The sequence below is a fragment of the Vibrio furnissii CIP 102972 genome (assembly GCF_000176175.1).
GTDB classification, from domain to species: Bacteria; Pseudomonadota; Gammaproteobacteria; order Enterobacterales; family Vibrionaceae; genus Vibrio; species Vibrio furnissii.
Genome location: NZ_ACZP01000013.1, coordinates 1,306,684 through 1,332,074, shown reverse-complemented (window position 1 = coordinate 1,332,074; position 25,391 = coordinate 1,306,684). Strand labels below are relative to the sequence as shown.

Annotated in this window: 20 protein-coding genes; 10 read left to right on the top strand and 10 right to left on the bottom strand. The window is 50.4% G+C overall.

All coding sequences use genetic code 11. The features are described 5' to 3' along the window. Positions 1 to 20 precede the first annotated feature (20 nt). The 3 genes from VFA_RS10125 to nagA all read right to left on the bottom strand — a co-directional run bounded on the left by VFA_RS10125 (position 21) and on the right by nagA (position 4,042). Positions 21 to 1,607 (bottom strand): cation:proton antiporter family protein, encoded by a 1,587-nt coding sequence (locus VFA_RS10125; RefSeq protein ID WP_004726669.1) that lies wholly within the window; start codon positions 1,605 to 1,607, stop codon positions 21 to 23. Positions 1,608 to 1,688: 81 nt separating this feature from the next. Next, positions 1,689 to 2,903 (bottom strand): DNA-binding transcriptional regulator NagC, encoded by a 1,215-nt coding sequence (nagC, locus tag VFA_RS10120; protein ID WP_004726668.1) that lies wholly within the window; start codon positions 2,901 to 2,903, stop codon positions 1,689 to 1,691. Positions 2,904 to 2,905: 2 nt separating this feature from the next. Next, positions 2,906 to 4,042 (bottom strand): N-acetylglucosamine-6-phosphate deacetylase, encoded by a 1,137-nt coding sequence (gene nagA, locus VFA_RS10115; RefSeq protein ID WP_004726667.1) that lies wholly within the window; start codon positions 4,040 to 4,042, stop codon positions 2,906 to 2,908. A gap of 480 nt (positions 4,043 to 4,522) precedes the next feature. On the opposite strand from nagA, the gene nagE reads away from it, so the two are divergent. The 9 genes from nagE (at position 4,523) to purF (ending at position 19,008) form a co-directional block, all read left to right on the top strand. Beyond that, on the top strand, positions 4,523 to 6,013 hold the full coding sequence (gene nagE, locus VFA_RS10110) for an N-acetylglucosamine-specific PTS transporter subunit IIBC (protein WP_014205536.1): 1,491 nt from the start codon (positions 4,523 to 4,525) through the stop codon (positions 6,011 to 6,013). Positions 6,014 to 6,256: 243 nt separating this feature from the next. Further along, the gene (glnS, locus tag VFA_RS10105) at positions 6,257 to 7,927 is read left to right on the top strand and encodes a glutamine--tRNA ligase (protein WP_004726665.1); all 1,671 of its coding nucleotides are present in this window, start codon (positions 6,257 to 6,259) and stop codon (positions 7,925 to 7,927) included. A 237-nt stretch (positions 7,928 to 8,164) separates the two neighbouring features. Next, a complete protein-coding gene (locus tag VFA_RS10100) occupies positions 8,165 to 12,994 on the top strand; it encodes a FimV/HubP family polar landmark protein (protein ID WP_004726664.1) in 4,830 nt (1,609 codons plus the stop codon). A 126-nt stretch (positions 12,995 to 13,120) separates the two neighbouring features. Next, positions 13,121 to 13,915, top strand: coding sequence for a tRNA pseudouridine(38-40) synthase TruA (gene truA / locus VFA_RS10095; protein ID WP_004726663.1), 795 nt, complete (start codon positions 13,121 to 13,123; stop codon positions 13,913 to 13,915). Positions 13,916 to 14,091: 176 nt separating this feature from the next. Continuing rightward, positions 14,092 to 15,018 carry an acetyl-CoA carboxylase, carboxyltransferase subunit beta gene (gene accD / locus VFA_RS10090; protein ID WP_004726662.1) on the top strand — a complete coding sequence of 309 codons (927 nt, stop codon included), beginning with the start codon at positions 14,092 to 14,094 and terminating at the stop codon, positions 15,016 to 15,018. A gap of 44 nt (positions 15,019 to 15,062) precedes the next feature. After that, positions 15,063 to 16,331: a bifunctional tetrahydrofolate synthase/dihydrofolate synthase gene (folC, locus tag VFA_RS10085; protein ID WP_004726661.1), complete on the top strand. Its 1,269-nt coding sequence runs from the start codon at positions 15,063 to 15,065 to the stop codon at positions 16,329 to 16,331. Between the two features lie 16 nt (positions 16,332 to 16,347). After that, a complete protein-coding gene (locus VFA_RS10080; protein WP_004726660.1) occupies positions 16,348 to 16,905 on the top strand; it encodes an SPOR domain-containing protein in 558 nt (185 codons plus the stop codon). Between the two features lie 62 nt (positions 16,906 to 16,967). Then, on the top strand, positions 16,968 to 17,459 hold the full coding sequence (locus VFA_RS10075; RefSeq protein ID WP_004726659.1) for a CvpA family protein: 492 nt from the start codon (positions 16,968 to 16,970) through the stop codon (positions 17,457 to 17,459). 34 nt (positions 17,460 to 17,493) lie between these two features. Beyond that, positions 17,494 to 19,008, top strand: coding sequence for an amidophosphoribosyltransferase (gene purF / locus VFA_RS10070; protein WP_004726658.1), 1,515 nt, complete (start codon positions 17,494 to 17,496; stop codon positions 19,006 to 19,008). Positions 19,009 to 19,092: 84 nt separating this feature from the next. On the opposite strand, the gene VFA_RS10065 is transcribed toward purF, so the two are convergent. Together VFA_RS10065 and rnt are read right to left on the bottom strand one after the other, a co-directional pair. Next, on the bottom strand, positions 19,093 to 20,418 hold the full coding sequence (locus VFA_RS10065) for a Na+/H+ antiporter family protein (protein ID WP_038151368.1): 1,326 nt from the start codon (positions 20,416 to 20,418) through the stop codon (positions 19,093 to 19,095). A 21-nt stretch (positions 20,419 to 20,439) separates the two neighbouring features. Further along, positions 20,440 to 21,099, bottom strand: coding sequence for a ribonuclease T (rnt, locus tag VFA_RS10060; RefSeq protein ID WP_004726656.1), 660 nt, complete (start codon positions 21,097 to 21,099; stop codon positions 20,440 to 20,442). A 345-nt stretch (positions 21,100 to 21,444) separates the two neighbouring features. On the opposite strand from rnt, the gene motY reads away from it, so the two are divergent. Next, positions 21,445 to 22,329 carry a flagellar protein MotY gene (motY, locus tag VFA_RS10055; RefSeq protein WP_004726655.1) on the top strand — a complete coding sequence of 295 codons (885 nt, stop codon included), beginning with the start codon at positions 21,445 to 21,447 and terminating at the stop codon, positions 22,327 to 22,329. A gap of 42 nt (positions 22,330 to 22,371) precedes the next feature. Here the strand turns inward: motY and VFA_RS10050 are convergent, their stop codons facing one another. The 5 genes from VFA_RS10050 to rsxG form a co-directional block, all read right to left on the bottom strand. Beyond that, positions 22,372 to 22,809: a DUF2753 domain-containing protein gene (locus VFA_RS10050; RefSeq protein ID WP_004726654.1), complete on the bottom strand. Its 438-nt coding sequence runs from the start codon at positions 22,807 to 22,809 to the stop codon at positions 22,372 to 22,374. Between the two features lie 131 nt (positions 22,810 to 22,940). Continuing rightward, on the bottom strand, positions 22,941 to 23,357 hold the full coding sequence (gloA, locus tag VFA_RS10045) for a lactoylglutathione lyase (protein WP_004726653.1): 417 nt from the start codon (positions 23,355 to 23,357) through the stop codon (positions 22,941 to 22,943). 9 nt (positions 23,358 to 23,366) lie between these two features. Then, entirely contained in the window at positions 23,367 to 24,008 is a 642-nt protein-coding gene (gene nth, locus VFA_RS10040) for an endonuclease III (protein WP_004726652.1), read from the bottom strand. A 59-nt stretch (positions 24,009 to 24,067) separates the two neighbouring features. Next, entirely contained in the window at positions 24,068 to 24,760 is a 693-nt protein-coding gene (locus tag VFA_RS10035; protein WP_004726651.1) for an electron transport complex subunit E, read from the bottom strand. Further along, positions 24,753 to 25,391, bottom strand: a complete 639-nt coding sequence (rsxG, locus tag VFA_RS10030) for an electron transport complex subunit RsxG (RefSeq protein ID WP_004726650.1) — start codon at positions 25,389 to 25,391, stop codon at positions 24,753 to 24,755. The genes VFA_RS10035 and rsxG overlap by 8 nt, the downstream gene beginning before the upstream one ends.

The following is a 25,391-nucleotide window of genomic DNA, read 5'->3' as shown; positions in this document are numbered from 1 at the left end:
AAGCCCCTGTTTGTGTTTGATTAATAGCGAATAAAGGTGGGTTTAAGCTGTTCACAGACGTGGCGTGCGAAGCCCGTGCCCGCCTCACTATAAATGTTGAACGCGGCATGAGCGCCTTCTTCAATTAAGTTGTCCATTTGATCCGGATATTCAGCAATGGCTGCAATTTGGCCTTTAAACTGGCGCTTTTTCACCAAGGACAAGGCGATCTGGTTGGCTTGGTGGTGCGGCATGGCGAGCAGAATCATTTTGACCTGTCCGGTATCTAAAATGCGTTCCCAAAAATCTGGATCTGTGGCATCGCCGCTGATCACGTTGCGGCCTTCATCGCGATGGCCGCTGGCAGCCTCTTCTCGCAGTTCAATGCCAAGACAAATATGACCATAGCGATGACGTAGTTCTTCATAGGCGCCCGTCCCGATACGCCCCATGCCTAAAATCAACACTTGGGCGTTGCCTGGATTGATCAGTTTGTCGCGCTGATTGAGTTCTTCTGGCAGCTGTTCTTGGAACCATTGAGAGGAGTGCTGATAAATCGCGTGGCCTTTACGGCCCAGCGGGGCGGCCAAAATAAACGACAGGGGTACGGAAATCGCCAAAGCAACCAATATGTCACCGGGGATCCAACCCATCTTAAATGCCAGCCCACCGACGATGAGGCCAAATTCGCTGAAGTTAAACAGCGACAATGATGCAAGTAGCGAGGTGCGTACGCGAAAATGGAATTTGTTGATCACCCAGAAATAGATCGCGCCCTTGATGGGGAGCAAAATCAGCAGCAACAGCGCCAGCATAAACCCAGTTGCGGTCGGCTCTTCGGACAGGCCAATATTGAGGAAAAAGCACACCAGAAAGAGTTCTTTGAGATTGAAGAGTGCTTTTGATAGCTCAGAAGACTTGCGATGCTTCGCCAGCATCATACCAAGGATCAAGGCGCCCAGATCCGGTTTCATTCCGACCAGTTCAAAGGAGCCTGCGCCGACGACCAACGCGAGGAAAATGCCAAACAGAATCAGCATTTCGCCATGGCCAACCCAATCAAGCAATTCAAAGAAGAGTGGGCGCAAAAATGGCAGGATAAACAAGCCAATCGCGTACCACTCAGGGAGCTTGCCAGTTGAAGCAGTTAAGAAAACCACTGCAAAGATGTCCTGCATCACCAAAATACCGATGGCCAACGTGCCGTAGGTGGAGTTCATTTCGCCCTTTTCTTGCAATGACTTCACGGCAAACACGGTACTGGAGAAGGAGAGCGCAAACCCCAAGAGCAATAAACTGCTTAATGGTACGGATGCCAGGCTATCCAAGCCCAGGAACTTGAAGGCGAGTAACGCCAGCGTAAAGATAGCGGTTGAGACGATGTTGTGCAGGGTGGCGCCAGCCCAAATCTCTTTCTCAAGCAGAGTTTTTACATCCAATTTCAGGCCGATGGTAAACAGCATCAGGGTGACGCCGAGATCGGCCAGCAGGGCGATGGTCTCGTTGGATTCGAAGCCATACAGGTTTAGTCCAAAACCTGCGATGAGGAAACCGACGAGGGGGGGGAGGTGGCATTTCAGCGCCACAAAGCCGACGATGAACGCTGCAGAGATAAGAATCAAATCCATAATATTTCTTATAATTGATGTAATAAAAAAGGGCCGTATCATCAGTGAGATACGGCCCAATATTATAGAACATTCGCTTGGTTAATCTTCAAGCAATTTTTGCAACAGTACGCCATTTAGCATCGCCCGCTTGATCATCGCAAACGCACCAAGGGTCGGTTGCTTGTCGATTTGAGAGGTCACAATAGGCAATTGACGATGGAATGTTTTGAGCGATTGGTTTTCCACGTTACGCAAAATTGCCGGGAAAATGATGTCTGGTGACTCGGTGACTTCACCGGCAATCACGACTTTCTGTGGGTTAAACAGGTTAATGGTGATGGCAATGGCTTTACCGAGTTGATTGCCCACACGCACTAAGGCTTGCTTCGCCAGCTCATCGCCGGCATTGGCGTGCTGGCAAATGTCGTCGATGGTGATGGTCTTTAAATCAGCAAGGCTGGATTCATATCCTTGGGCGATCAGCTTTTTGACGCGCGCAACGATGGCGGGGTTGGTGGCGACTGTTTCTAAACAGCCAAAGTTACCGCATTGACATTGTTCGCCCAGTGGATCGATTTGAATGTGGCCGATTTCGCCAACGTTGCGGTTGGAGCCTAGAAACACTTGGCCATTGACGATGATCCCAGCCCCCGTCCCGCGGTGGACGCTGACCAAAATGGAGTCTTGGCAGTCTTGGCTGGCACCAAAATAGTGTTCAGCGAGTGCCATGCCGCGCACGTCGTTGCCGACGAAACATTCCACATGGAAGTGATCGCGAATGATGTCACCCAGTGCCAAGGCATCGACGTCGACGTTTGGAATGTATTCCACCACGCCATTTTCTGGGTTGACCAGACCGGGCAGCGCAACACCAATGGCGATCAGTTGATCGATCAGTTGGCTTTGCTGCTCAATGAAATCTTTTAGGTGAGTGACCAGCCCTTCAATTAGTTGTGGCTGGTGGGTGTAATGAAATTCGTGTGACGCTGAAGCCAGCTCTTTGCCACCCAAATTGTAGAGGCTGAGCTGAATGTAGTCGCGCCCTAAACGTACGGCGACGGAGTGAAAGGGTTCCACTTCCGTCGTCAGGGAGATCGCACGGCGTCCTCCCGTAGAAGCTTGTTGCGCGACCTCTTTAATGAGGCCGCGTTCCAGAAGTTGGCGGGTAATTTTGGTCACGCTGGCTGGCGCAAGCTGACTCACATCGGCAACTTGGATTCGAGAAATTGGCCCTTGTTGGTCAATTAATCGATAAACCGCTGCGCTATTTAGCTGTTTAACTAGATCTACGTTACCTATTTGTCCGCCATTCATTCTTACTTTTGCTCGTATTGTCCGTTAACCACAGTCGCTTTCACGTTGAAGTCACGGTCAAAAACAGTCAGGTTGGCGACCATGCCTTGTTTGACACGACCGAGTTTGTGATCAACCCCAATTGCTTTCGCTGGATACAGAGTAGCCATCCGTAGAGCTTCATCTAAAGCGATGCCGACATGCTCAACCGTGTTTTGAACTGCTTCAATCATGGTAAGGGCTGAGCCGCCAAGTGTGCCATTTTCGTCGACACATTTGCCATCTCGGTAATATACTTTCTTACCGACAAAAATAAAGTAATCCATTTCAGCACCTGCAGGAGCTGTGGCATCGGTCACTAATACGAGCTTTTCGCCCTTAATTTTGTGCGCGATTCGAATGTTGGCGTAATCCACGTGGAAGCCATCAGCAATCACACCGGTGTAGACATCTTGCGTATCGTAAATAGCACCCACGACGCCCGGCTCACGGCCAACCATTGGGGTCATTGCGTTGAAGAGGTGCGTTGCGAAGGTGATGCCCGCTTCGAAACCTTGGCGCGCTTCGGCGTAGGTCGCGTTGGTGTGTCCGATCGAGACAATGATGCCAGCCTTTGCCAATTTCGCGATGTGTTCTGCTTTGTTGTTCTCTGGTGCCAGTGTCACTTTGGTGACCACATCACTGTTGTCACAAATGAAATCGATCATGGCATCGTCAGAAGTGCGGATGAAGTCGACACAATGGATGCCCTTTTTCATCACGTTCAGATAAGGACCTTCCAGGTGCAGACCCAAGGATTGGTTGTTGTATTTTTGCTGATATTCACGTTGGGCGGCGATCGCTTGACGCATGTTTTCGTCAGATGAGGTGATCAGCGTTGGAAGGAAGCTGGTGCAGCCTGATTTAAGGTTCGCTTCATGCATGATTTGAATCGTGTCTGCGGTAATTTCATCATTAAACATGACGCCACCACAGCCATTCAATTGCACGTCGATAAAACCTGGGCTCACGTTCGCGCCATTCAGGTCAACGGTTTTCACATTTTCCGGCAGTTGCTCGATGGGGCACACAGCTTGAATCAAGTCGCCATCCACAATGACAGCATGTCCACTTAACACGTCGTTACCTGTGTAGATTTTGCAGTTAGTTAGCGCGTACATATCAGCGAATCCTTATCTATCGAGATTTTATCAATTTACTTGGCGACGGTTTGGCAGCGAAGCAGTGATTGGGCAGAACTTACTTTGCTGACTTCAATTAGGTCGCGAATTATCTTTCGGGCCAACGTCCACAAATGTCGTGGCTAAAAATAAGTGTTAAACAGCATTATTACTCAATGGCTTTCAACTGCGAGCACGTTCAAAATGACAACTGAGCATCGATTGAGCGTTTCAATCTTTAGAGTAACAATGCTGAAGATAGTATCGTTAAATTTTCGTTTTTTTATATTGTAAAATAAGTTTTATGATCTCGCTAGCAAAATAGTCGTTTTTTGGCCGTTTCTGGTGATTATGATCACAATTGATAAGCTTTTAATTTGCGGAGCAAAATTAATATCATAAACTGAGCCTGACTAAATTGAGCGACTAAAATAAGTCGTCCAGTCCAATAATACCAAAATCCTATAGGGGGAACTTAAGGTGAATATTCTTGGATATTTTCAAAAAGTAGGTAAGGCCCTGATGGTGCCTGTTGCTACTTTGCCTGCCGCGGCCATTCTTATGGGTGTCGGCTACTGGATTGACCCGAATGGTTGGGGTGCAAACTCTGCATTAGCAGGCTTCCTGATTAAAGCGGGTGCAGCAATTATCGACAACATGTCATGGTTGTTTGCAGTGGGTGTCGCGTACGGTATGTCGAAAGACAAAGACGGCGCAGCGGCACTGGCTGGTCTCGTATGTATGTATGTTGTGACAACGCTACTGTCACCTGGCGCGGTTGCTCAAATTCAAGGTATCGCCGCCTCTGAAGTTCCAGCAGCATTTAGCAAAATTCAAAACCAGTTTGTTGGTATCCTTGTCGGTATCATCTCTGCTGAAATTTACAACCGTTACTCTGCCGTTGAACTGCACAAAGCATTGGCGTTCTTCTCGGGTAAACGTTTGGTTCCGATTTTGACATCATTCGTCGGTATCGTGCTGTCTTTTGTACTGATGTACATCTGGCCAGCAATCTACGGTGGTCTGGTGCACTTTGGTGAATCAATTCAAGGCATGGGCGCAACCGGTGCAGGTATCTACGCATTCTTTAACCGCCTATTGATTCCTGTTGGCCTACACCACGCACTGAACTCAGTATTCTGGTTCGACGTGGCGGGCATTAACGATATTCCGAACTTCCTCGGTGGTGCTAAATCTATCGCAGAAGGTACTGGTATTGTCGGTGTGACGGGGATGTACCAAGCGGGCTTCTTCCCAATCATGATGTTTGGTCTGCCAGGCGCTGCGCTAGCGATGTACCACACATCAACAGCGAAGAACAAAGAGAAAGTTGCTGGTATCATGATCGCTGCTGCATTCGCTGCGTTCTTTACCGGTGTGACTGAACCGCTAGAATTCTCATTCATGTTCCTAGCGCCAATGCTTTACGTTCTGCACGCATTGCTGACTGGTATCTCTGTATTCATCGCTGCATCAATGCACTGGATTGCAGGTTTCGGTTTCTCAGCTGGTCTTGTGGATATGGTACTGTCATCACGTAACCCACTGGCGGTGAACTGGTACATGCTGATTGTTCAAGGTCTGGTGTTCTTTACTCTGTACTACGTGATTTTCCGTACCGTTATCGTGAAATTCGGTCTGAAAACACCGGGTCGTGAAGATGATGAAGAAACAACGTCTGCGACAAAAGGTTCGACTGAGTCGTCTGAACTGGCTAAACAATACCTGCAAGTTCTGGGTGGTCACGACAACCTGTCTAACATCGACGCGTGTATCACTCGTCTTCGTCTGACCGTGAAAGACATGTCTATCATCGATGAGAAAGAGCTGAAAGCGCTGGGCGCAATGGGTGTTGTGAAACTGGGTTCAAACAACCTTCAAGTTATCCTTGGCCCACTGGCCGAAATCATCGCGGGTCAAATGAAGAACATTCGCACTGAAGAGCACGTGACAGAAGCAAAACAGTCATAAGCCGCTTCAAACGCGAGTCCTTACCAAAGCCTTCGCCTAGTGCGAAGGCTTTTTCGTCTGATCGGTTTGGCGATATATCCGCCGTACACCAGAAATAATCACAAGAAAACGGCAGTTTTTATTGTGAATTCGTTCAGAATTGTGGATCATGGCCGACAATAATTTCTGCTCTGCCGGGCTTTTGTAGCTTTTAAATGCAGAAAAACTTTTCTGACAATACTAAATAAACTTGAGGTGCTATAGATGAGTGAAGCTGAGGCTCGTCCATCGAACTTCATTCGCCAAATCATTGATAAAGATTTAGCGGATGGTAAACACACTAGCGTGCATACTCGTTTCCCACCAGAACCCAACGGTTATCTGCATATCGGGCACGCGAAGTCGATCTGTTTGAACTTTGGTATTGCTCAGGACTATCAGGGTCAGTGTAACTTACGTTTTGACGACACAAACCCAGAAAAAGAAGATCTCGAATACGTTGAGTCGATTAAGAAAGATGTGAACTGGTTAGGCTTCGAATGGTCTGGCGACGTATGTTACTCATCGGATTACTTCGACAAGCTTTATGAATATGCGGTGGAACTGATCAATAAAGGCTTAGCGTACGTTGAAGAGCTAAGTCCTGAGCAGATCCGCGAATATCGTGGTACGTTGACTGAACCGGGCAAACACAGCCCGTACCGTGATCGTAGCGTGGAAGAGAACTTGGCGCTGTTTGAAAAAATGCGTGCTGGTGAGTTCAAAGAAGGCACAGCGTGCTTGCGCGCGAAGATCGACATGGCATCGTCGTTCATTGTGTTGCGCGATCCGGTACTGTACCGCGTGCGTTTTGCTGAGCACCATCAAACGGGTGACAAGTGGTGCATTTACCCAATGTACGACTTCACGCACTGCATTTCAGATGCGCTGGAAGGCATTACACACTCACTGTGCACACTGGAATTCCAAGACAACCGCCGTCTGTACGACTGGGTTCTGGACAACATTACCATCGCGTGTCACCCACGTCAGTACGAATTCAGTCGCCTGAATCTTGAATACACCGTGATGTCTAAGCGTAAGCTGAACCAACTGGTGACTGAAAAATTGGTAGAAGGCTGGGACGACCCACGCATGCCAACTATTTCAGGCCTGCGTCGCCGCGGCTTTACACCCGGTTCTATCCGCGAATTCTGCAAACGCATCGGTGTCACCAAGCAAGATAACTTGATCGAATTTGGTGTGCTGGAATCTTGCATTCGCGACGATTTGAACGAAAACGCGCCGCGTGCGATGGCCGTTCTGGATCCTGTGAAAGTTGTGATCGAAAACTTTGCGGCAGACAGCGTGGAGCTGTTGAACGTGGCAAATCATCCTAACAAACCAGAAATGGGCGAACGCGAAGTGCCATTTACGCGTGAGCTATGGATTGAACGTGAAGACTTCCGTGAAGAAGGCAACAAAAAGTACAAGCGTCTTGTTTTGGGTAAAGAAGTGCGTTTGCGTGGCGCGTACGTGATCAAAGCCGAGCGCATCGAAAAAGATGAGCAAGGCAATATCACCACGATCTACTGTACTTACGATGCGGACACACTGGGCAAGAACCCTGCCGATGGCCGTAAAGTCAAAGGCGTGATTCACTGGGTTTCAGCAGACAAAGGCGTGCCTGCGGAATTCCGTTTGTACGATCGTCTATTCACTGTGCCAAACCCAGCGGCGGCGGAAAACTTCGCAGCAACCATCAACCCAGATTCGCTGGTGAAGCTCAACGGCTTTATCGAACCAAGTTTGGTGTCTGCTGAGGCTGAATTTGGTTACCAGTTCGAGCGCATGGGCTACTTCTGTGCCGACGGTAAAGATTCTAAGCCTGAAGCATTGGTATTCAACCGCACGGTTGGCCTACGTGATACTTGGGCAAAAATCGAAGCTGAATAAGCGTTTCGCCTTGTCGAACGAAGAAATAGAGCCAGCATTCAGCTGGCTTTATTTTTATCAATGATACCCAATGACATGAGCGGACTTGCGTTAGGTGGCAAATTTTGTGTGAGATTCCTGCGATTATTGTGGTCGAGACACATTTTTTGCCTTATAGCCTATAGTTTTGCTCATCTGATCCGATATATTTAACAGATCATCGTATTCCTTTAGATAAAGCATTCAGCTGAGCCTTTTATGCGTCAATTTTTCAAGCGATTGCTGTTGCCTCTGGCAGTGGCCGCCGTGTCTCAGACTTCTATCGTTCATGCAGAGGGCATTCGCCTTATCGGCCCTGGCGGAGAAGTACAATCATCACCGCAGTTTAGCAGTGAGGTTGTACGCAACACGCCAACCCCTTCTGCCAATAGCGAGCCTTCCACATTCTTCGGTCCGACAACCGAGCAAGATACCTTATGGTCGATTGCAACGCGCCTTAAGCCTTCCGCGAATGTCTCTGTTCAACAAACCTTGCTTGCCATTTATCGCCTGAATCCGCAGGCTTTTGAAAACCAAAATATTCACAGTTTGATGCCGGGTAGTACGCTGCGGGTGCCGTCACTGGCACAAGTAAGCCGTGTCTCTACCCAAGAAGCGGTGAATGTCATGGCGGCGCATCAAGCGCGCCTCAATCAAACCCCAGTCACAACACCGAGTCAGCCCGCGAAGCCACAACCTGTTGTTGAGGTGAAAAAGCCAGCACCAAGCGTGGTCGAAGAAGCCGCTCCGCCCGCGCCTGTGGTTGCGCCAGTTCAAGCGGATGTGGCCAAAGTTGAGAAACAACTGACAGCATCCGATACCGAACTGGACGCGTTGGAAGAGAAAAACCACCGTTTGCGCCTGATGGTTGCGCAGATGCAGTCTGAAGTCGATAACCTCAAGCACGAACTGGGTGATGAGAATCGTATTCGCTCAGAAGTTGAAAAGCTGTTGCAAGAAGAGCGCGTGAAACGCGAAGAAGCCGCGAAAATGGCGCCGGCTGACGATTGGCTATCCAACGGTTGGATGGTCGGATTGTTAGCGCTGATCCCGGGATTACTCATTGGTGCGCTGGTCTTGATGTTGCTCAACCGTCGCTCCAAAGCGTCGGACGCGCAGCAAGCTGAATCACAAACCCAGACGGCCACGCCGGAAACCACCGTGGCACCGATCACGGTGGGTGAGCCAGAAATTGATGGTCTGGACGATGAATTGCTGCTCGACGATGACTTGTTCGGCGATAGCGATGACAGTGAGAAACTGTTCAGCGATGAAATGGACAGTAAGGATGAAGCCGACATCTTCGCCGACTTGGACGAAAGCGATCTCGATTTCAACCTCGAAGGGGAAGATGGTCAAGATCCGTTTGCTGGCATTGATGACGACGGCGATCTCGACACTGACTTTGGCAGCAACAGTGGCATCAGCGTCAGCGGCGATGAGAAAGCGCTGGGTCTGGAAGAGATGGAACGCGCGTTGGACGAAGCAACGCATGACTCTGACGATGATGACGAAACGGCGTTTGATCTGTCTGATGATGGTGACATGTCGCAGGAAGAGATTGAGTCCCTGCTTGCTAGTGATGGTGAAGCGGAAGATCTGGAATCCGAGGCTATCGATCAATCCATGCTGGACGAGCTGTTAGGCGGTTTAGATGACGACGAGGCGGATGATCTCGACTTTGATACGTTGTTGGATGACAACCTCGATGAGTTGATGTCGAACACGGGTGAACAGGCAGCATCTGACGTTAAAATGACGTCCGACGAAGATCTTGAAAACCTGTTTAACTCAATTGAATCTCAAGCCGATTTGGATGAGCTTGAAGCGCAAGCCGACAATGACGAAGAAACCGCCTTGTTGGATGAATTGCTAGATGACGACGACGTGTCGTTTGACAGCGACAGCACGGATTTGCTCGACGAGTTACTTTCCGAAGCGGACGAGGACAGCATTCATCTGGATGATGACTTCGATGCGGAAAGTGACAAGTTCCTCAATGAGCTGTTGGAGGAATCTGCAACCCCAGACGAGGACGCGTTTGATCACGACAGCGCGACCTTACTGGATGAGTGGGTTGAGCAAGAAAATCAACCGAGTGATGCGGCGACCGACGAAGACGAGGTCGAGGCTTCATCGCTGGATGATGGGACTGGATTCCTGGACGAGCTGCTGGAGATCGAACAGCAAGCGCAGGAGCCTGCCGAAGAATTTAATAGTGCAAACTTTAAAGATGATCTGCTGAGTTCAGCACCAGAACACGATCCTTTACTGGATGAGTTTAAACTCGATGACGATGATGCGTTGTCATTTGACGACGATGAATTTGACTTTAATCCAGAAATCGAAGGTTTAGACACGACGCCAGAGCCAGAGCCGCAAAGCGAGCCCGACGTGACGTCGAAGCCGGAAGACAAGTCGACTGAAGTCGCCAATGAATTTGGCGTGCCTCAAGATGACGATTGGTTGCTCGACGACGCAATGGAACAGTCTGCCGAAAGCGAATTGCCTCCAGCATCATCCATGGCGGACGATGCGCCGCTTTCCTCAGCTGATTTTATGGCGGAACTGGATGAGACTCAGGAGTCGGTATCTCAGGATCGCGTTCAAGACACGGCGGATGAACCGTCATTGCCAGAAGAGAACGCCATCGATGACATGATCGCTGAAGCGCAGCTTGAATCGGAACCGTTAGCGGATGTTGAGGCGAGTGAAGACGCATTGGCGGCGGAATTCTTAGACGCTGAGGCCGAAGAAGCATTTGGTTTCAACGATATTGAACAGCCAAAAGAAACCGACGCAGCTGCTTTTGCTGACGCGATGGCCGAAGCCGAATTACCGGCTGAAACGGATGTGAGCGAAGACGCACTGGCTGCTGAATTTTTAGATGCAGAAGCAGAAGATGAGTTTGGCTTCGATGACGCGGCGTTGCCAGAATACAGCGAAGCTGATGCACTCGCGGATGCCATGGCCGAACCAAATGTCTCGGGTGAACTGGAAGCGCCGGAGCAAGACAATGCTGTAGAGCAGCCAGTTACGGCTGACGACGAGTTTGAGTTCGATGATCTCGAGCTGCCGGAGTACAGCGAAGCTGATGCACTCGCGTATGCCATGGCCGAGCCTGATGTGTCGGGTGAACTCGAAGCGCCAGTTCAAGACGATTCAGACATTGAACCACCACAAGCAGAAGCTGACGACGAGTTTGAGTTCGATGATCTCGATCTACCGGAGTACAGCGAAGCGGACGCCTTAGCCGATGCGATTGCTGAACCGGAAGTATCGGGTGAACTCGAAGCGCCAGTTCAAGACGATTCAGATATTGAGCCACCACAAGCTGAAACTGACGACGAGTTTGAGTTCGATGATGTTGAGTTGCCGGAATACAACGAAGCGGACGCCTTAGCCGATGCGATTGCTGAGCCGGAGGTATCGGGTGAACCGGAAGAACCAGCTCAAGACGATGTAGAGATTGAGCTGCCACAAGCTGAAGCTGACGACGAGTTTGAGTTCGATGATCTCGAGCTGCCGGAGTACAGCGAAGCGGACGCCTTAGCCGATGCGATTGCTGAACCGGAGGTATCGGGTGAATCGGAAGAACCAGCTCAAGACGATGTAGAGATTGAGCTGCCACAAGCTGAAGCTGACGACGAGTTTGAGTTCGATGATCTCGAGCTGCCGGAGTACAGCGAAGCGGACGCTCTAGCTGATGCGATTGCTGAACCGGAGGTATCGGGTGAACCGGAAGTATTCGTTCAAGACGATGCAGAGATTGATCCGCCACAAGCTGAAACTGACGACGAGTTTGAGTTCGATGATCTCGAATTGCCGGAGTACAGCGAATCGGACGCCTTAGCCGATGCGATTGCGGAACCGGAGGTATCGGGAGAACCGGCAGAACCAGTTCAAGACGACGCAGAAATTGAGCCGCCACAAGCAGAAGCTGACGACGAGTTTGAGTTCGATGATATCGAATTGCCGGAGTACAACGAAGCGGACGCCTTAGCTGATGCGATTGCTGAACCGAATGTATCGGGTGAACCGGAAGCATTCATTCAAGACAATTCAGAGCTTGAGTCGCCACAAGCTGAAGCTGACGACGAGTTTGATTTCGATGATGTCGAATTGCCGGAGTACAGCGAAGCGGACGCCTTAGCCGATGCGATTGCTGAACCGGATATATCGGGTGAACTGGCAGAACCAGTTCAAGACGATGCAGAGATTGAGTCGCCACAAGCTGAAGCTGACGACGAGTTTGAGTTTGATGATGTCGAGCTGCCGGAGTACAACGAAGCGGACGCCTTAGCTGATGCCATCGCCGAACCGGAGGTGTCAGAAGCCTCAACGGCTTCGTCGCAAGCGGACGAAGTGAGTGAAGCGATTGAGCCGAAAGCAGAGCAGGGCATTGATTTTGAATCGATGGCGCATCAAGAATTTGATGAGCAAGCCCTCGACTCACTGCTGAATGACAATGAATCCGCTGATGGATTCGCCTTTGACCAACCGATGGACGCGAAAACCATTGATAGCGCAGGCATGGACATTGATGCCATGTTGCAAATGGGTGGCGAAGATTGGAACGGCTTCAGTTTGACACCGGATCAACAAGCGATCATTCCCGATGAAGTGCCGGAAGATGAGCAAGCGGTATGGCAACAGGACATTCAAAATCAGCAGCCGGAAGTGGAAACCGAAAACTGGGGAACGCAGGAAGATATCGCTGATTTCGATCCGACACAGAACCAGTTTATGACCATTGACGAGCTGATGGCGCAAGTGGAACGCGACGATCCGGCGTTTAACCCTGATGATGAAGCGTTGAAGCTGGATGTGGGGCTCAACGAGTTTCCTGATGTGATCGGTGATATCTCGGATGTGGATGTGGATAACAACTCCGAAGCCGCAGGCAAGTTGGATCTGGCCAAAATCTATATGGAAATGAACGATGAGAAAGGTGCGGTTAAGTTGCTGGAAGAAGCCATCGTGGATGGCAGCGACGACATTCGTCAACAAGCCAAACGCTTGATTGATGTGATTAACGGACGCGTATAAGCACATCGTGGTAACAAGAAGAGGTAACTGAGTTACCTCTTTTTTTACCCCATTAGAAATTAACCCCGTTAGGGTTTATACTGCCCGACCCATTTTCAACGCCTTCGTTTTTAAGAGAAAGAGAACATGAGAATCGCTCTGGGTATCGAGTATGACGGCACTCAATATTATGGCTGGCAGCGCCAACGCGAAGTCAATAGTGTCCAGGAAGAACTGGAAAAAGCCTTGTCGGTTATCGCAAACCATCCGGTTGAAGTCCAGTGTGCTGGTCGCACTGATGCGGGTGTGCACGGAACCGGACAAGTGGTTCATTTTGACACGACGGCAACGCGTAAAATGATCGCGTGGACAATGGGTGCCAATGCCAATTTGCCGAAAAATATTGCGGTGCGCTGGGCAAAAGAAGTGCCGGATGAGTTTCATGCTCGTTTTAGTGCCACGGCACGCCGGTATCGCTACGTGATCTACAATCACATGTTCCGTCCGGGAATTCTGGCCACCGGTGTCAGCCATTATCACGGTGAGCTTGATGTGGCACGCATGCATCAAGCGGGTCAATTCTTGCTGGGTGAGAATGACTTCACGTCATTTCGTGCCGTGCATTGTCAGTCACGTAGTCCTTGGCGTAACATAATGCACTTAAATGTAACTCGCCACGAGCGCTACGTTGTGATTGATATTAAAGCGAATGCGTTTGTCCACCATATGGTGCGTAATATTACCGGCAGTTTAATTGCCGTGGGTCGTGGTGAGCAGGAGCCCGAGTGGATTCAGTGGCTGCTGGAAGCCAAAGACCGCAAACTGGCGGGGGCGACAGCCAAGGCAGAAGGCTTATATCTGGTTGATGTGGACTACCCAGCAGTGTTTGATTTACCCAAAGCGCCGCTTGGTCCGCTATTCTTACCTGAGAATTTGAACTAATTGGCAGTAATCGGTTCAAAAATGAACAATATTGTGCGTGGGATGCCCGTACAAGAAATAGGTACAACCAGTTTTTTGTCCACAGTTGGCATTTTCTATGCTTTAATCCACACGCGTTAATGTCGAATTAGAATCTGTCGCAATACAGCGGCAGATGAGAGAGTAAAAGGTCTTGCATGAGCTGGCTTGAGAAGATTTTAGAAAAAAGCAACATCGGAAGTTCACGTAAAGCGTCTATCCCTGAAGGGGTTTGGACCAAATGTACATCATGTGAACAGGTGCTTTATTACGCTGAACTAGAGCGCAATCTTGAAGTTTGTCCGAAGTGTAATCATCACATGCGTATGAAGGCGCGCCGTCGTCTTGAAACGTTCTTGGACGAAGCAAACCGTTACGAAATCGCGGACGAACTCGAACCGCAAGATAAACTGAAATTTAAAGACTCCAAACGTTACAAAGAGCGTCTTGCGACTGCGCAGAAGAGCAGTGGCGAAAAAGATGCGCTGATTGTGATGAAAGGCGAGTTGATGACGATTCCAGTCGTGGCGTGTGCGTTTGAATTCTCGTTCATGGGCGGTTCAATGGGGTCGGTTGTCGGTGCGCGTTTCGTACGTGCAGTTGAAGCGGCGATTGAAGCGAACTGTGGTCTAGTCTGTTTCTCTGCCAGTGGCGGTGCCCGTATGCAAGAAGCGCTGATGTCGCTGATGCAGATGGCCAAAACTAGTGCAGCGCTGGAACGTCTGACGGCGAAAGGTCTCCCGTTTATCTCCGTGATGACAGACCCAACCATGGGTGGGGTGTCTGCGAGTCTGGCAATGCTAGGTGACATCAACATCGGTGAGCCGAAAGCACTGATCGGTTTCGCGGGTCGTCGCGTGATCGAGCAGACCGTGCGCGAAGAGTTGCCGGAAGGTTTCCAACGCAGCGAATTCCTGCTGGAGCACGGTGCGATTGATATGATCGTTGACCGTCGTGAAATGCGTCAGCGTGTGGCTGGCCTGCTGGCGAAAATGACACGTCAGGAGTCGCCGCTGGTGGTTTCTGTGAACGATGCGCCAAATGAAGCCGCATATTCTGTACCAGAAGCGAACAAAAAAGGGTAAAGTAGGCTCTAACTAAACCAAGCAAAATAATGGTTCTACGTTAGATGAGTCAAAACCCAATTCCTCAAGCCACATCGCCTCTTTCGGTGTGGCTTGATTATTTAACCCATATTCATTCCTCTGCCATCGACCTCGGTCTTGATCGCGTTCAAGCGGTCGCTCAAAAAGCCAACCTAACCAAACCCGCACCGACCGTGATTACGGTAGCCGGCACCAATGGTAAAGGCTCCACTTGCGCGCTCATGGAAGCCATTCTGCTCGAAGCAGGCTATTCGGTGGGTGTGTACAGTTCGCCTCACCTGATTCGCTACAATGAGCGAGTGCGTATCAACGGCCAAGATGTACCGGATGAGCAACACACGCAAGCGTTTGATTTTGTCGAGCAGCAACGTGGCGATATCACACTGAGTCTCTTTGAGTTTGGGACCTTAGCGGCCCTGCGCATTTTCCAAACCGAGCAGGTCGATGTGGTGCTGCTGGAAGTCGGCCTTGGCGGTCGCCTCGATGCAACCAACGTGGTTGATCACGATGTTTCTGTGATTACCAGCTTGGCCATAGATCACGTCGACTGGTTGGGCAGTGACATCAATGTCATTGGCTTTGAGAAAGCCGGTATCTATCGTTCGGGGAAACCGGCGATCTGTGGTCAACCGAAACCGCCAGCCACTGTGGCAGCGCATGCCGATGACATCGGCGCGGAATTCCATCAAGTCGGTATTCAATTTACGTATGACAAAGTGAGCGAGACGCGCTGGCAATGGCGCAGAGGCTCGTTTGAACTGACGGATCTGCCGTTGCCCACCTTGCCGCTGCCAAACGCAGCGACGGCATTGATGGCGCTGGGCTGTTCTGGGCTTGAAATCAGTGACGTCAATATTGTTGATGGGCTGAAAAAAGCGACGCTGGCAGGACGCATGCAGAAAATCAGCGATGCGCCCACCATTTTACTGGATGTTGCCCACAACCCACATTCGGCTGAATACCTGGTGTCTCAGCTCAAGCTGCGTTTCCCCGGCCAAAGCGTGCATTTGGTGGTCGGCATGTTGCATGACAAAGACGTGAAGTCGACCCTTGCGATTTTGAAGCCCGTGGTCAAACAATGGTATCCCGCCTCCCTGAGTGGCCCGCGTGCCGCCAGCGCCGAGGAGTTATGCCAATACCTTGAGGCGTCGCAAATGCGCTACGCCAATCCGGTTGCGGCATTTGAAGCGGCGTTGACACAAGCGCAAGCGGACGATGTCATAGTCGTGGCCGGCTCTTTCCACACGGTGGGTGAAGTGTTGGAGCATTGGCAAAACAGCAATCCGTCTTAAATCCTAGGGAGTATCAATGGCGAGTAAATTTCAAAGCCGTTTGGTTGGTACCATCATTCTTGTTGCCATCGGGGTCATCGTGCTACCGGATGTGCTGGATGGTAAAAAACTACACTACAAAGAAGAAATGGCCAGTATTCCGATCAAGCCTGAGCTTGAGAGCGAAGTGGAAAAATTTGAAGTGTTGGACCCGGTGGAAGATCAAGTCGCCTTGCCGGATTCGCCGGTGACTGCGGTGGATACCGCGCCAGCGAATCCTGCGTCGTCAACGACACCACAACCGAGCAAACCGCTGGCGACTGCGGTGCGAAATGTCCCTGAAAAAAATGATTATCAGGACAGCGCGTGGATTATTCAGCTCATGGCACTGAAAAATTCTGAGAATGCGAAGAATGTGGTGGCCGATCTGCAAAAGCGGGGCTATCAGGCTCATACCAAACAAGAAAATGGTTTTACTCGAGTGATTATCGGTCCGGACGTTTCGAAAAGTAAGCTGGAAAAACAGTTACTGGAATTAGAGAAAATTACCGGCGCGAAAGGTCAATTGCTCAAATTTAAACCACTAAACCCTTAAGAAAACGTTTGCGTCGCGTATTTTTCTGTTAAAATGCGCGCCAACTTAGAATGTAAGAACTCATGAATTGGTTAGATATTGTCATTTTAAGTGTGATTGGTTTGTCTGCACTGATCAGTCTGGTTCGTGGCTTTGCGAAAGAAGCCTTGTCCTTAGTGATATGGTTTGGAGCGTTTTACATCGCTTCGGAATACTACGCCAAGCTGGCGGTATACTTTACTAACATTAAGGATGACATGTTTCGCAACGGAACGGCGATTGCCGCGCTGTTTGTCGCAACATTGATTGTGGGCGCGATCGTGAACTACGTGATTTCGCAGTTGGTGCAGAAAACCGGGCTATCAGGTACAGACAGAATTCTCGGCGTCGTCTTTGGCGCACTGCGTGGGGTTCTGATTGTGGCAGCGGCCTTATTTTTTATGGATGCGTTTACCGCATTCCCAAGCTCTGAGTGGTGGAAGAGTTCGCAATTGGTACCGGAATTTAGCCGAATCATTGCGCCGTTCTTCGAGCACTTACAAGCAACATCAAGTTTTCTGTCTGGCGCGATTTAAGCGCCAGCTATTGTCGCAAATCGAGGATTAGGACATGTGTGGTATTGTTGGAATCGTGGGTACAACGCCTGTAAACCAGTCAATTTATGACGCGTTAACGGTATTGCAGCATCGTGGCCAAGATGCCGCTGGTATTTGTACCATAGAAAGCAATCGTTTCCGTCTGCGTAAAGCGAACGGTTTAGTGAAGGATGTCTTTGAAGCGAAACACATGCAGCGCCTTCAGGGCTCCGTCGGGATCGGACACGTTCGTTACCCAACCGCAGGCAGCTCAAGCGCCTCAGAAGCTCAACCTTTCTACGTCAACTCGCCATTTGGTATCACCCTCGCTCACAACGGCAACCTCACCAATGCCAACGAAGTTCGCCAGAAACTGTTTGAAAAAGACCGTCGCCACGTCAACACGACTTCTGACTCAGAAGTGCTGCTGAACGTCTTGGCGCACGAGATTGACACCGTGAAAGGCAACGTGACAGCAGAAGACGTCTTCCGCGCGGTGGCCAATGTACACCGTGCGATTCGTGGTGCTTACGCGGTGACTGCGATGATCATCGGCCACGGCATGATTGCATTTCGCGACCCACACGGTATTCGCCCGCTCTGCCTAGGTAAACGTGAAATCAACGGCCGTACGGAGTACATGGTTGCTTCTGAATCGGTAGCACTCGATGCCGTTGGTTTTGATTTCATGCGTGATGTTGCGCCGGGTGAAGCCGTGTACGCGACGTTTGACGGTGAACTGTTTACCAAGCAGTGTGCGGACCACCCCGTGCTGAATCCATGTATTTTTGAATTCGTTTACTTCGCGCGTCCTGATTCGTTCATTGACAAAATTTCGGTCTACAGCGCGCGTGTTGAAATGGGTAAGAAGCTTGGCGAGCGCATCAAAGCCAACTTCCCAGAACTCGACATCGATGTGGTGATTCCAATTCCAGAAACATCATGCGATATCGCGCTGCAAATCGCTCAGGCGCTGGATAAGCCCTACCGCCAAGGTTACGTGAAGAACCGTTACGTGGGTCGTACGTTTATCATGCCGGGCCAACAACAGCGTAAGAAATCAGTGCGTCGTAAACTCAACACCATTCGTTCAGAGTTTAAAGACAAAAACGTTCTGCTGGTGGATGACTCGATTGTTCGCGGCACAACCTCAGAGCAGATCATTGAGATGGCGCGTGATGCCGGTGCGAAGAAAGTGTACATGGTGTCTGCGGCGCCTGAGATTCGCTTCCCGAACGTTTACGGTATCGACATGCCAAGTGCGAACGAACTGATTGCACACGGTCGTGACAACGAAGCCATCTGTAAACAAATCGGTGCGGATGCACTGATCTTCCAAACGCTAGATGATTTGGTTGACGCTGTGCGCGCAGGCAATCAGGACATCGCCAAGTTTGAAACTTCGGTGTTTAACGGCGAGTACGTGACGGGCGACATCGATCAGCAATATCTGGACTTCCTCGAGTCAATGCGCAGCGATGACGCGAAGACGGAACGTGAAATTCAGCAAGAGCTGGCTAACCTCGAATTGCACAACGAAGGCGCGTAATTCGTTGTCTGCTTAACATTCGTTTTGAACATGAAAAAGGCTTCCCGAGGGAAGCCTTTTTTGTATCTCATGGTTCGCTGGAAACTACAGCACCATGGCGGCCAACCAGCCAAATGCGATTAATGGCAAGTTGTAGTGAATAAAGGTCGGAACCACGGTTTCCCATATGTGCTCGTGTTGCCCGTCGGCATTCAAGCCCGACGTTGGACCGAGGGTGGAATCCGATGCTGGCGAGCCCGCATCACCGAGTGCAGCGGCGGTACCAACCAAGGCGATGGTCGCCATCGGTGAGAAACCAAATGCCAGACACAGCGGGACGTAAATAGTCGCGATAATTGGAATGGTCGAGAATGACGAACCAATCCCCATGGTCACCAACAGGCCAACAACCAGCATCAGCAGCGCCGCCAGTGGCTTGTTATCCCCAATGCTGGTGGACAGAGACGACACCAAGGTTTCCACGCCGCCAGTCTGTTTCATGACTGCCGCAAACCCTGCGGCTGAAATCATGATGAAGCCGATCATCGCCATCATGTGTACGCCTTTGGTAAAGACGTCGTGCGTTTCTTTCCAAGCAATCACGCCACCAAACGTAAACACCATGAAACCGGCCAGCGCACCGATGATCATCGAGCCGGTGGTCAACTGCACGGCCAGTGCCGCCAAAATACCTAGGCCAGCAACGAGGATGTGCTTCTTGTTGATCGCCGTGGTTGATTCATTGACAACGGTTAGCTCGGTCTCTTTGTATACGCGTGGTTTGCGGTAAGAGAAAAAGACCGCCACGAGCAGGCCAAATACCATGCCCAAGCCCGGCAGCAGCATCGCCATCGGAACTTGGCTCGCGGTGACGCTTTCTAGGCCGTTGTCGCGTAGGTTTTTCAGCAAAATGTTGTTTAAGAAAATGCCGCCGAAACCCACGGGTAACACCATGTATGGGGTGATCAAACCAAAGGTCAGTACACAGGCGATCATACGACGGTCAATGCCCAGACGAGCAAACACGCTCAGCAGTGGCGGGATCAGAATCGGAATGAAGGCAATGTGGACCGGAATAATGTTTTGGGAAGACATCGCCATCAGCAGCAAAGCCACGATCACAACGTATTTCATTCCGGTTGAGGCTGCCGCACTGTGTCGGCCATGAATGCGTTTAATGACGCTTTGAGCCAGCAAATCGGTGACACCCGATTTTGAGATGGCCACAGCAAAAGTACCTAGCATTGCGTAGCTTAGTGCGATGGTTGCACCACCACCTAAACCACTTTCAAATGCGGCAACGGTGTCGTTGAGGCTCATACCAGCAACCAGACCCCCAACGATGGCACTAAACGTCAGTGCAACGACGACGTTTACGCGCATCAGGGCCAGGACCAGCATGACACAGACAGAAATGACTACAGGGTTCATATACTTCTCGGTCAGTTGTGTTTACTTATTATTAAGGTTATGGTCGTCGGCCAATGGCCAGCCGCCAAGAGCTTTCCATTGATTGACGATGCCGCAGAACAGCTCTGCGGTTTGCTGAGTATCGTAAAGTGCAGAATGGGCTTCACGATTGTCGAACGCCATCCCTGCTGCTTTGCAGGCTTTAGCCAGTACGGTCTGACCATAAGCAAGGCCGCTCAAAGTTGCGGTATCAAAAGTAGCAAATGGATGGAAAGGGACTCGTTTGAGTTTACAACGTTCGCTGGCGGCCATCACAAACCCATGGTCGAACGCTGCGTTGTGCGCCACAATAATGGCACGGCTACAATCGGCGGCCTTCTGTTCTTTACGAACTTGTTTATAGATCTCTTTCAGGGCGTGTTCTTCGCTGACGGCGCCGCGTAGCGGGCTGAAAGGATCATAAATGCCGTTGAATTCCAGCGCCGCTTTTTCAAGGTTGGCGCCTTCGAAAGGTTCGACATGAAAGTGAATTGTCGAAGCAGGGTGTAAATCGCCATTTTCATCCATGGCCAATGTCACTGCGCAAATTTCGAGCAGAGCATCAGTTTGAGGGTTGAATCCTGCGGTTTCTACATCGATTACGACTGGAAAATAGCCGCGAAAGCGCTTTTTCAGAGTCAGAGCTTCATTAATGTCTGTCATGTGATCCCTAGCTTATGTGATAGGGGCAGCATTATTGCAGATTCTCATCGTGAGCAAAACCAAATAGGTGGATTAAAGCGCAATTAAATTTGTGCTTTGACGGGTGATATTCAAGCCGATTCATTCATATTTCGTGCGGATTTATGCGTTGAATGAGAAAGGGCGGGAAACGCAGGGGGCACGTCTCTGATTTGACAGAAAATCAGCGTACTATCGAGTGGAAATGCACGGGGTGTGCCGCGATGGATGTCGCCTTGGCGAGGTTTTTGCATCTTCGAGTTAGAAATCAATAAGGCGGCAAAATATCGTCATTGCCGCTGAACGCGTAAAGAGAAGTAAATCCTTATGAATAAATGGGTTGTAAGCAGTTTTGTTGTACTGAGTGCCTGTTCCTCATTTGCCGCTTCGGCACTGGAAAAGCGCTACGTGGCAACACCACAACAGTCAAGTTGGCAAATGGCGACCAATACGCCGCTCGAATGCCGACTGGTGCATCCCATTCCAAATTATGGTGAGGCGGTGTTTACCTCGCACGCCAGCAAAAAAATTAACCTCGATTTCGAACTCAAAATGCGTCGCCCGATGGGGGAAACCCGCAATGTGAGTTTGGTGTCGATGCCGCCTGTATGGCGACCGGGTGAAAGCGCCGATCGAATCACCAACATCCAGTTCTTTAAACAGTTTGATGGTTATGTCGGTGGTCAAACGGCGTGGGCTTTGCTGAGTGAGTTGGAGCAAGGACGTTACCCGACGTTCAGTTATCAGGATTGGCAAAGCCGTGATCAGCGTATTGAAGTGGCGCTGTCTGCGGTGCTGTTTCAGCCGCAATACAATGCGTTCAGCGATTGTGTGGCGAGCCTGCTGCCCTACAGCTTTGAAGATATTTCATTCACTATTTTACATTACGATCGCGGCGACAGCGTGGAGCTCAACAAAGCATCACAAAAACGTTTAGCGCAGATTGCCGAATACATTCGTTATAACCCAGATATCGATTTGGTCTTGGTATCAACCTATACCGATTCGACGGATGGCAGAAATGAGAGTCAGAGTTTATCTGACAAACGTGCAGAGTCATTGCAGAAGTATTTTGAATCGCTCGGATTGCCGTCTGATCGCATTCAAGTGCAAGGGTATGGCAAGCGCCGCCCGATTGCCGACAACGCATCGCCTATCGGTAAAGACAAGAACCGCCGCGTGGTGATTTCCCTCGGTCGCACACAAGTCTAAACCGTGTGGTACATCCCCCGTGAATCGGGGGATGACACTGCCTTAGTGCAAGCGAAACTTGGCAATCAAGTTGCAGGTCGAGGCGGAGTCGATGTCTTTCACCAGCCTGGCCAGCTCGGGATTCGGGTGACGTTTCATAAATTCAACCAGCGCTTTCTTGCAGCAGCCAAGTGAATCCACAAACGCTTCACAGCTCGGGTTACCACATTGCGGGATCAACGTCAGGATACGTTCCGACGCCAGTTCGAGGTATTTCAACTCGTATTGGTCATCGCCGATTGTGCGCCAGAATCCGGCCATGTTATGGCACGAAATCACCGAGATCATCAGTCGGTCTTCCAGCTCAATCTCTTCCGCCACGCCAATGCGATCGCTCAGTGTCAGGGCTTGTTGGTAATGGAGAATGCTACGCAGATGATCCGCTTGTTGCATCGCGATATCTGCTAATAAGGTGTGTTTTTCCCACTCTTTGATGGTCATCGGTCAATCCTCATACGCCTGAATAAGCTCAATTTAAATGATAATTATTATCATGTAAACCATGTGAATTGCGGGGAAATACAACAAAACCGCCAGAGCGGCGGTTTTGAAAGGTGTACGCGTAGGGAGAATTAACCCTCTAGGCCCGCGTTGGCTTGTTTGTTTTGGATCAGCTCAATCATGTAACCGTCAGGATCTTTTACAAACGCGATGTGTGTCGAACCGCCTTTGACTGGGCCCGGTTCACGCGTCACGTTACCACCGGCGGCTTTGATGGCCTCGCAAGTGGCGTAAATGTCGTCTGCACCGATGGCGATATGGCCATACGCGTTGCCGAGGTCGTAGCTTTCAACGCCCCAGTTATACGTCAGCTCGATCACGGCTGCTTCTGATTCGTCACCGTAGCCCAAAAATGCCAGTGTGTATTTGTATTCGGCATTTTCGTTTTGACGTAGCAATTTCATGCCCATCACTTGTGTGTAGAACGCGATCGAACGGTCAAGGTCGCCAACGCGCAGCATGGTATGAAGAATACGATTGTTTGACATAATGGACTCCTAGCTTTCCGGGTAAACTTTCTCTTTAAATTCGCACAGGTCTTCAATAATGCAGCTGCCACAACGAGGCTTACGTGCCACGCAGGTATAACGGCCATGCAGAATTAACCAGTGATGGACATCGAGTTTGAACTCTTTCGGAACCACTTTCAGCAGCTTCGCTTCCACTTCATCGACGTTTTTTCCGACCGCAAACTTGGTGCGATTGGACACGCGAAAAATATGTGTATCGACGGCAATGGTTGGCCAGCCAAAGGCGGTGTTGAGTACCACGTTGGCGGTTTTGCGTCCCACGCCGGGCAGAGCTTCTAGCGCTTCGCGGTTTTCCGGTACTTCGCCTTGGTGTTGGTCGAGCAGAATGCGGCAGGTTTTGATGACGTTCTCTGCTTTGGAGTTAAACAAACCGATGGTTTTGATGTATTCCTTGACGCCGTCAACGCCCAAATCCCACATCGCTTGGGGGGTGTTGGCGACGGCATAAAGTTTGTCGGTGGCTTTATTGACGCTGACATCGGTGGCCTGCGCTGACAGCAACACCGCAATCAGCAGTTCAAACGGTGTGTTCCAGTTGAGCTCGGTCTGCGGATGGGGATTGTTTTCCCTTAATCGCTGCAGTATTTCGACACGCTTGCTGTTATTCATGGTGATTCATTACTTCCTTGAAACCGCAGCCGCAGGGAATGCTGCGGCTGTTGGCTTTTTTATACGTTGGTCACGCGCACCCGTTCGATCGCGGGCTTTTCTTGTTTTGGCTGGCGAGATGCTAGCTGTTTATCAATGATGTTTTTGGCGGCAATCAAAAAGCCGACACCGATGAAGGCACCCGGTGGCAGCAGTGCCAGCAGGAAGCTGTTATCAAAGTGAAAAATCTCGATTCGCAGCACTTTCGCCCAATCTCCGAGGAGCAAATCTGCGCCGTCAAACAGGGTACCATTACCGATCACTTCACGGAGTGATCCTAAAACGACCAACACGGAAGTCATGCCAAGGCCCATCCAAAAGCCATCTTGCGCAGAGGGTAGGACGTCGTTTTTCGACGCATACGCTTCAGCGCGGCCAATGATGATGCAGTTGGTAACAATCAGCGGAATGAAGATACCCAGGGACAAGTACAAACCGTAGGCGTAAGCGTTCATCAACAATTGTACGCAGGTCACCAGTGCCGCAATGATCATCACAAAGACTGGAATACGCACCTCTTTGGGGACGTAGTCGCGCACCAGAGAAACGGTCACGTTGGAGCTGACCAAAACCAACAGGGTCGCGATTCCTAAACCGAGTGCGTTGGTCACGGTAGAGGAGACGGCGAGCAGCGGACACAAGCCCAACAGCTGTACCAACGCCGGGTTGTTATTCCACATGCCATTTTTAATCAGCGTTTTATGATCACTCATTGTGTTCACCTCCGCAGTTTAATGGTTGCTTGAAGATGTCGTCACGGTGCTGGTTCACGTACTGCGTGGTCTGCTTCACAGCTTTCACCACGGCACGCGGGGTGATCGTCGCCCCAGTGAATTGGTCGAATTGGCCGCCGTCTTTGCGTACACGCCATTGACCTTCATTATCTTCTGTCACTTGTTTGCCAGTAAAACCGAGAATCCAGTTGGTAATTCGCAAGTCGATTTTGTCACCCAATCCCGGTGTTTCCTGATGCGCGAGCACGCGCGTTCCCGTAATCGTGCCGTCGTTGCGAATCCCGACGATGATCTTAATCGCGCCGTTGTAGCCATCCGGTGCGATGGATTCAATGGCTAATACGTTGGGTTCACCGCCCAGCGTGCCGAGATACACCGGCATGGGTTTGTTGCTGCCGAGCAACGGATCACTCACCAGTGTACACGTTTGAGACAGGGCATTGTCATGCAGCTTCGGCGGAACGACCTGATTGAGCACCGACAATAGCTGTTTATTTTCTTGCACTTTGATCTGACTTTCGGTCAGGTAGTGCGTGAGCGCAACCACGCCGGTGGACGCACAGGCAAACACAGCAAGGACCAGACCGTTTTTTCGAATAGCGGCTAACAT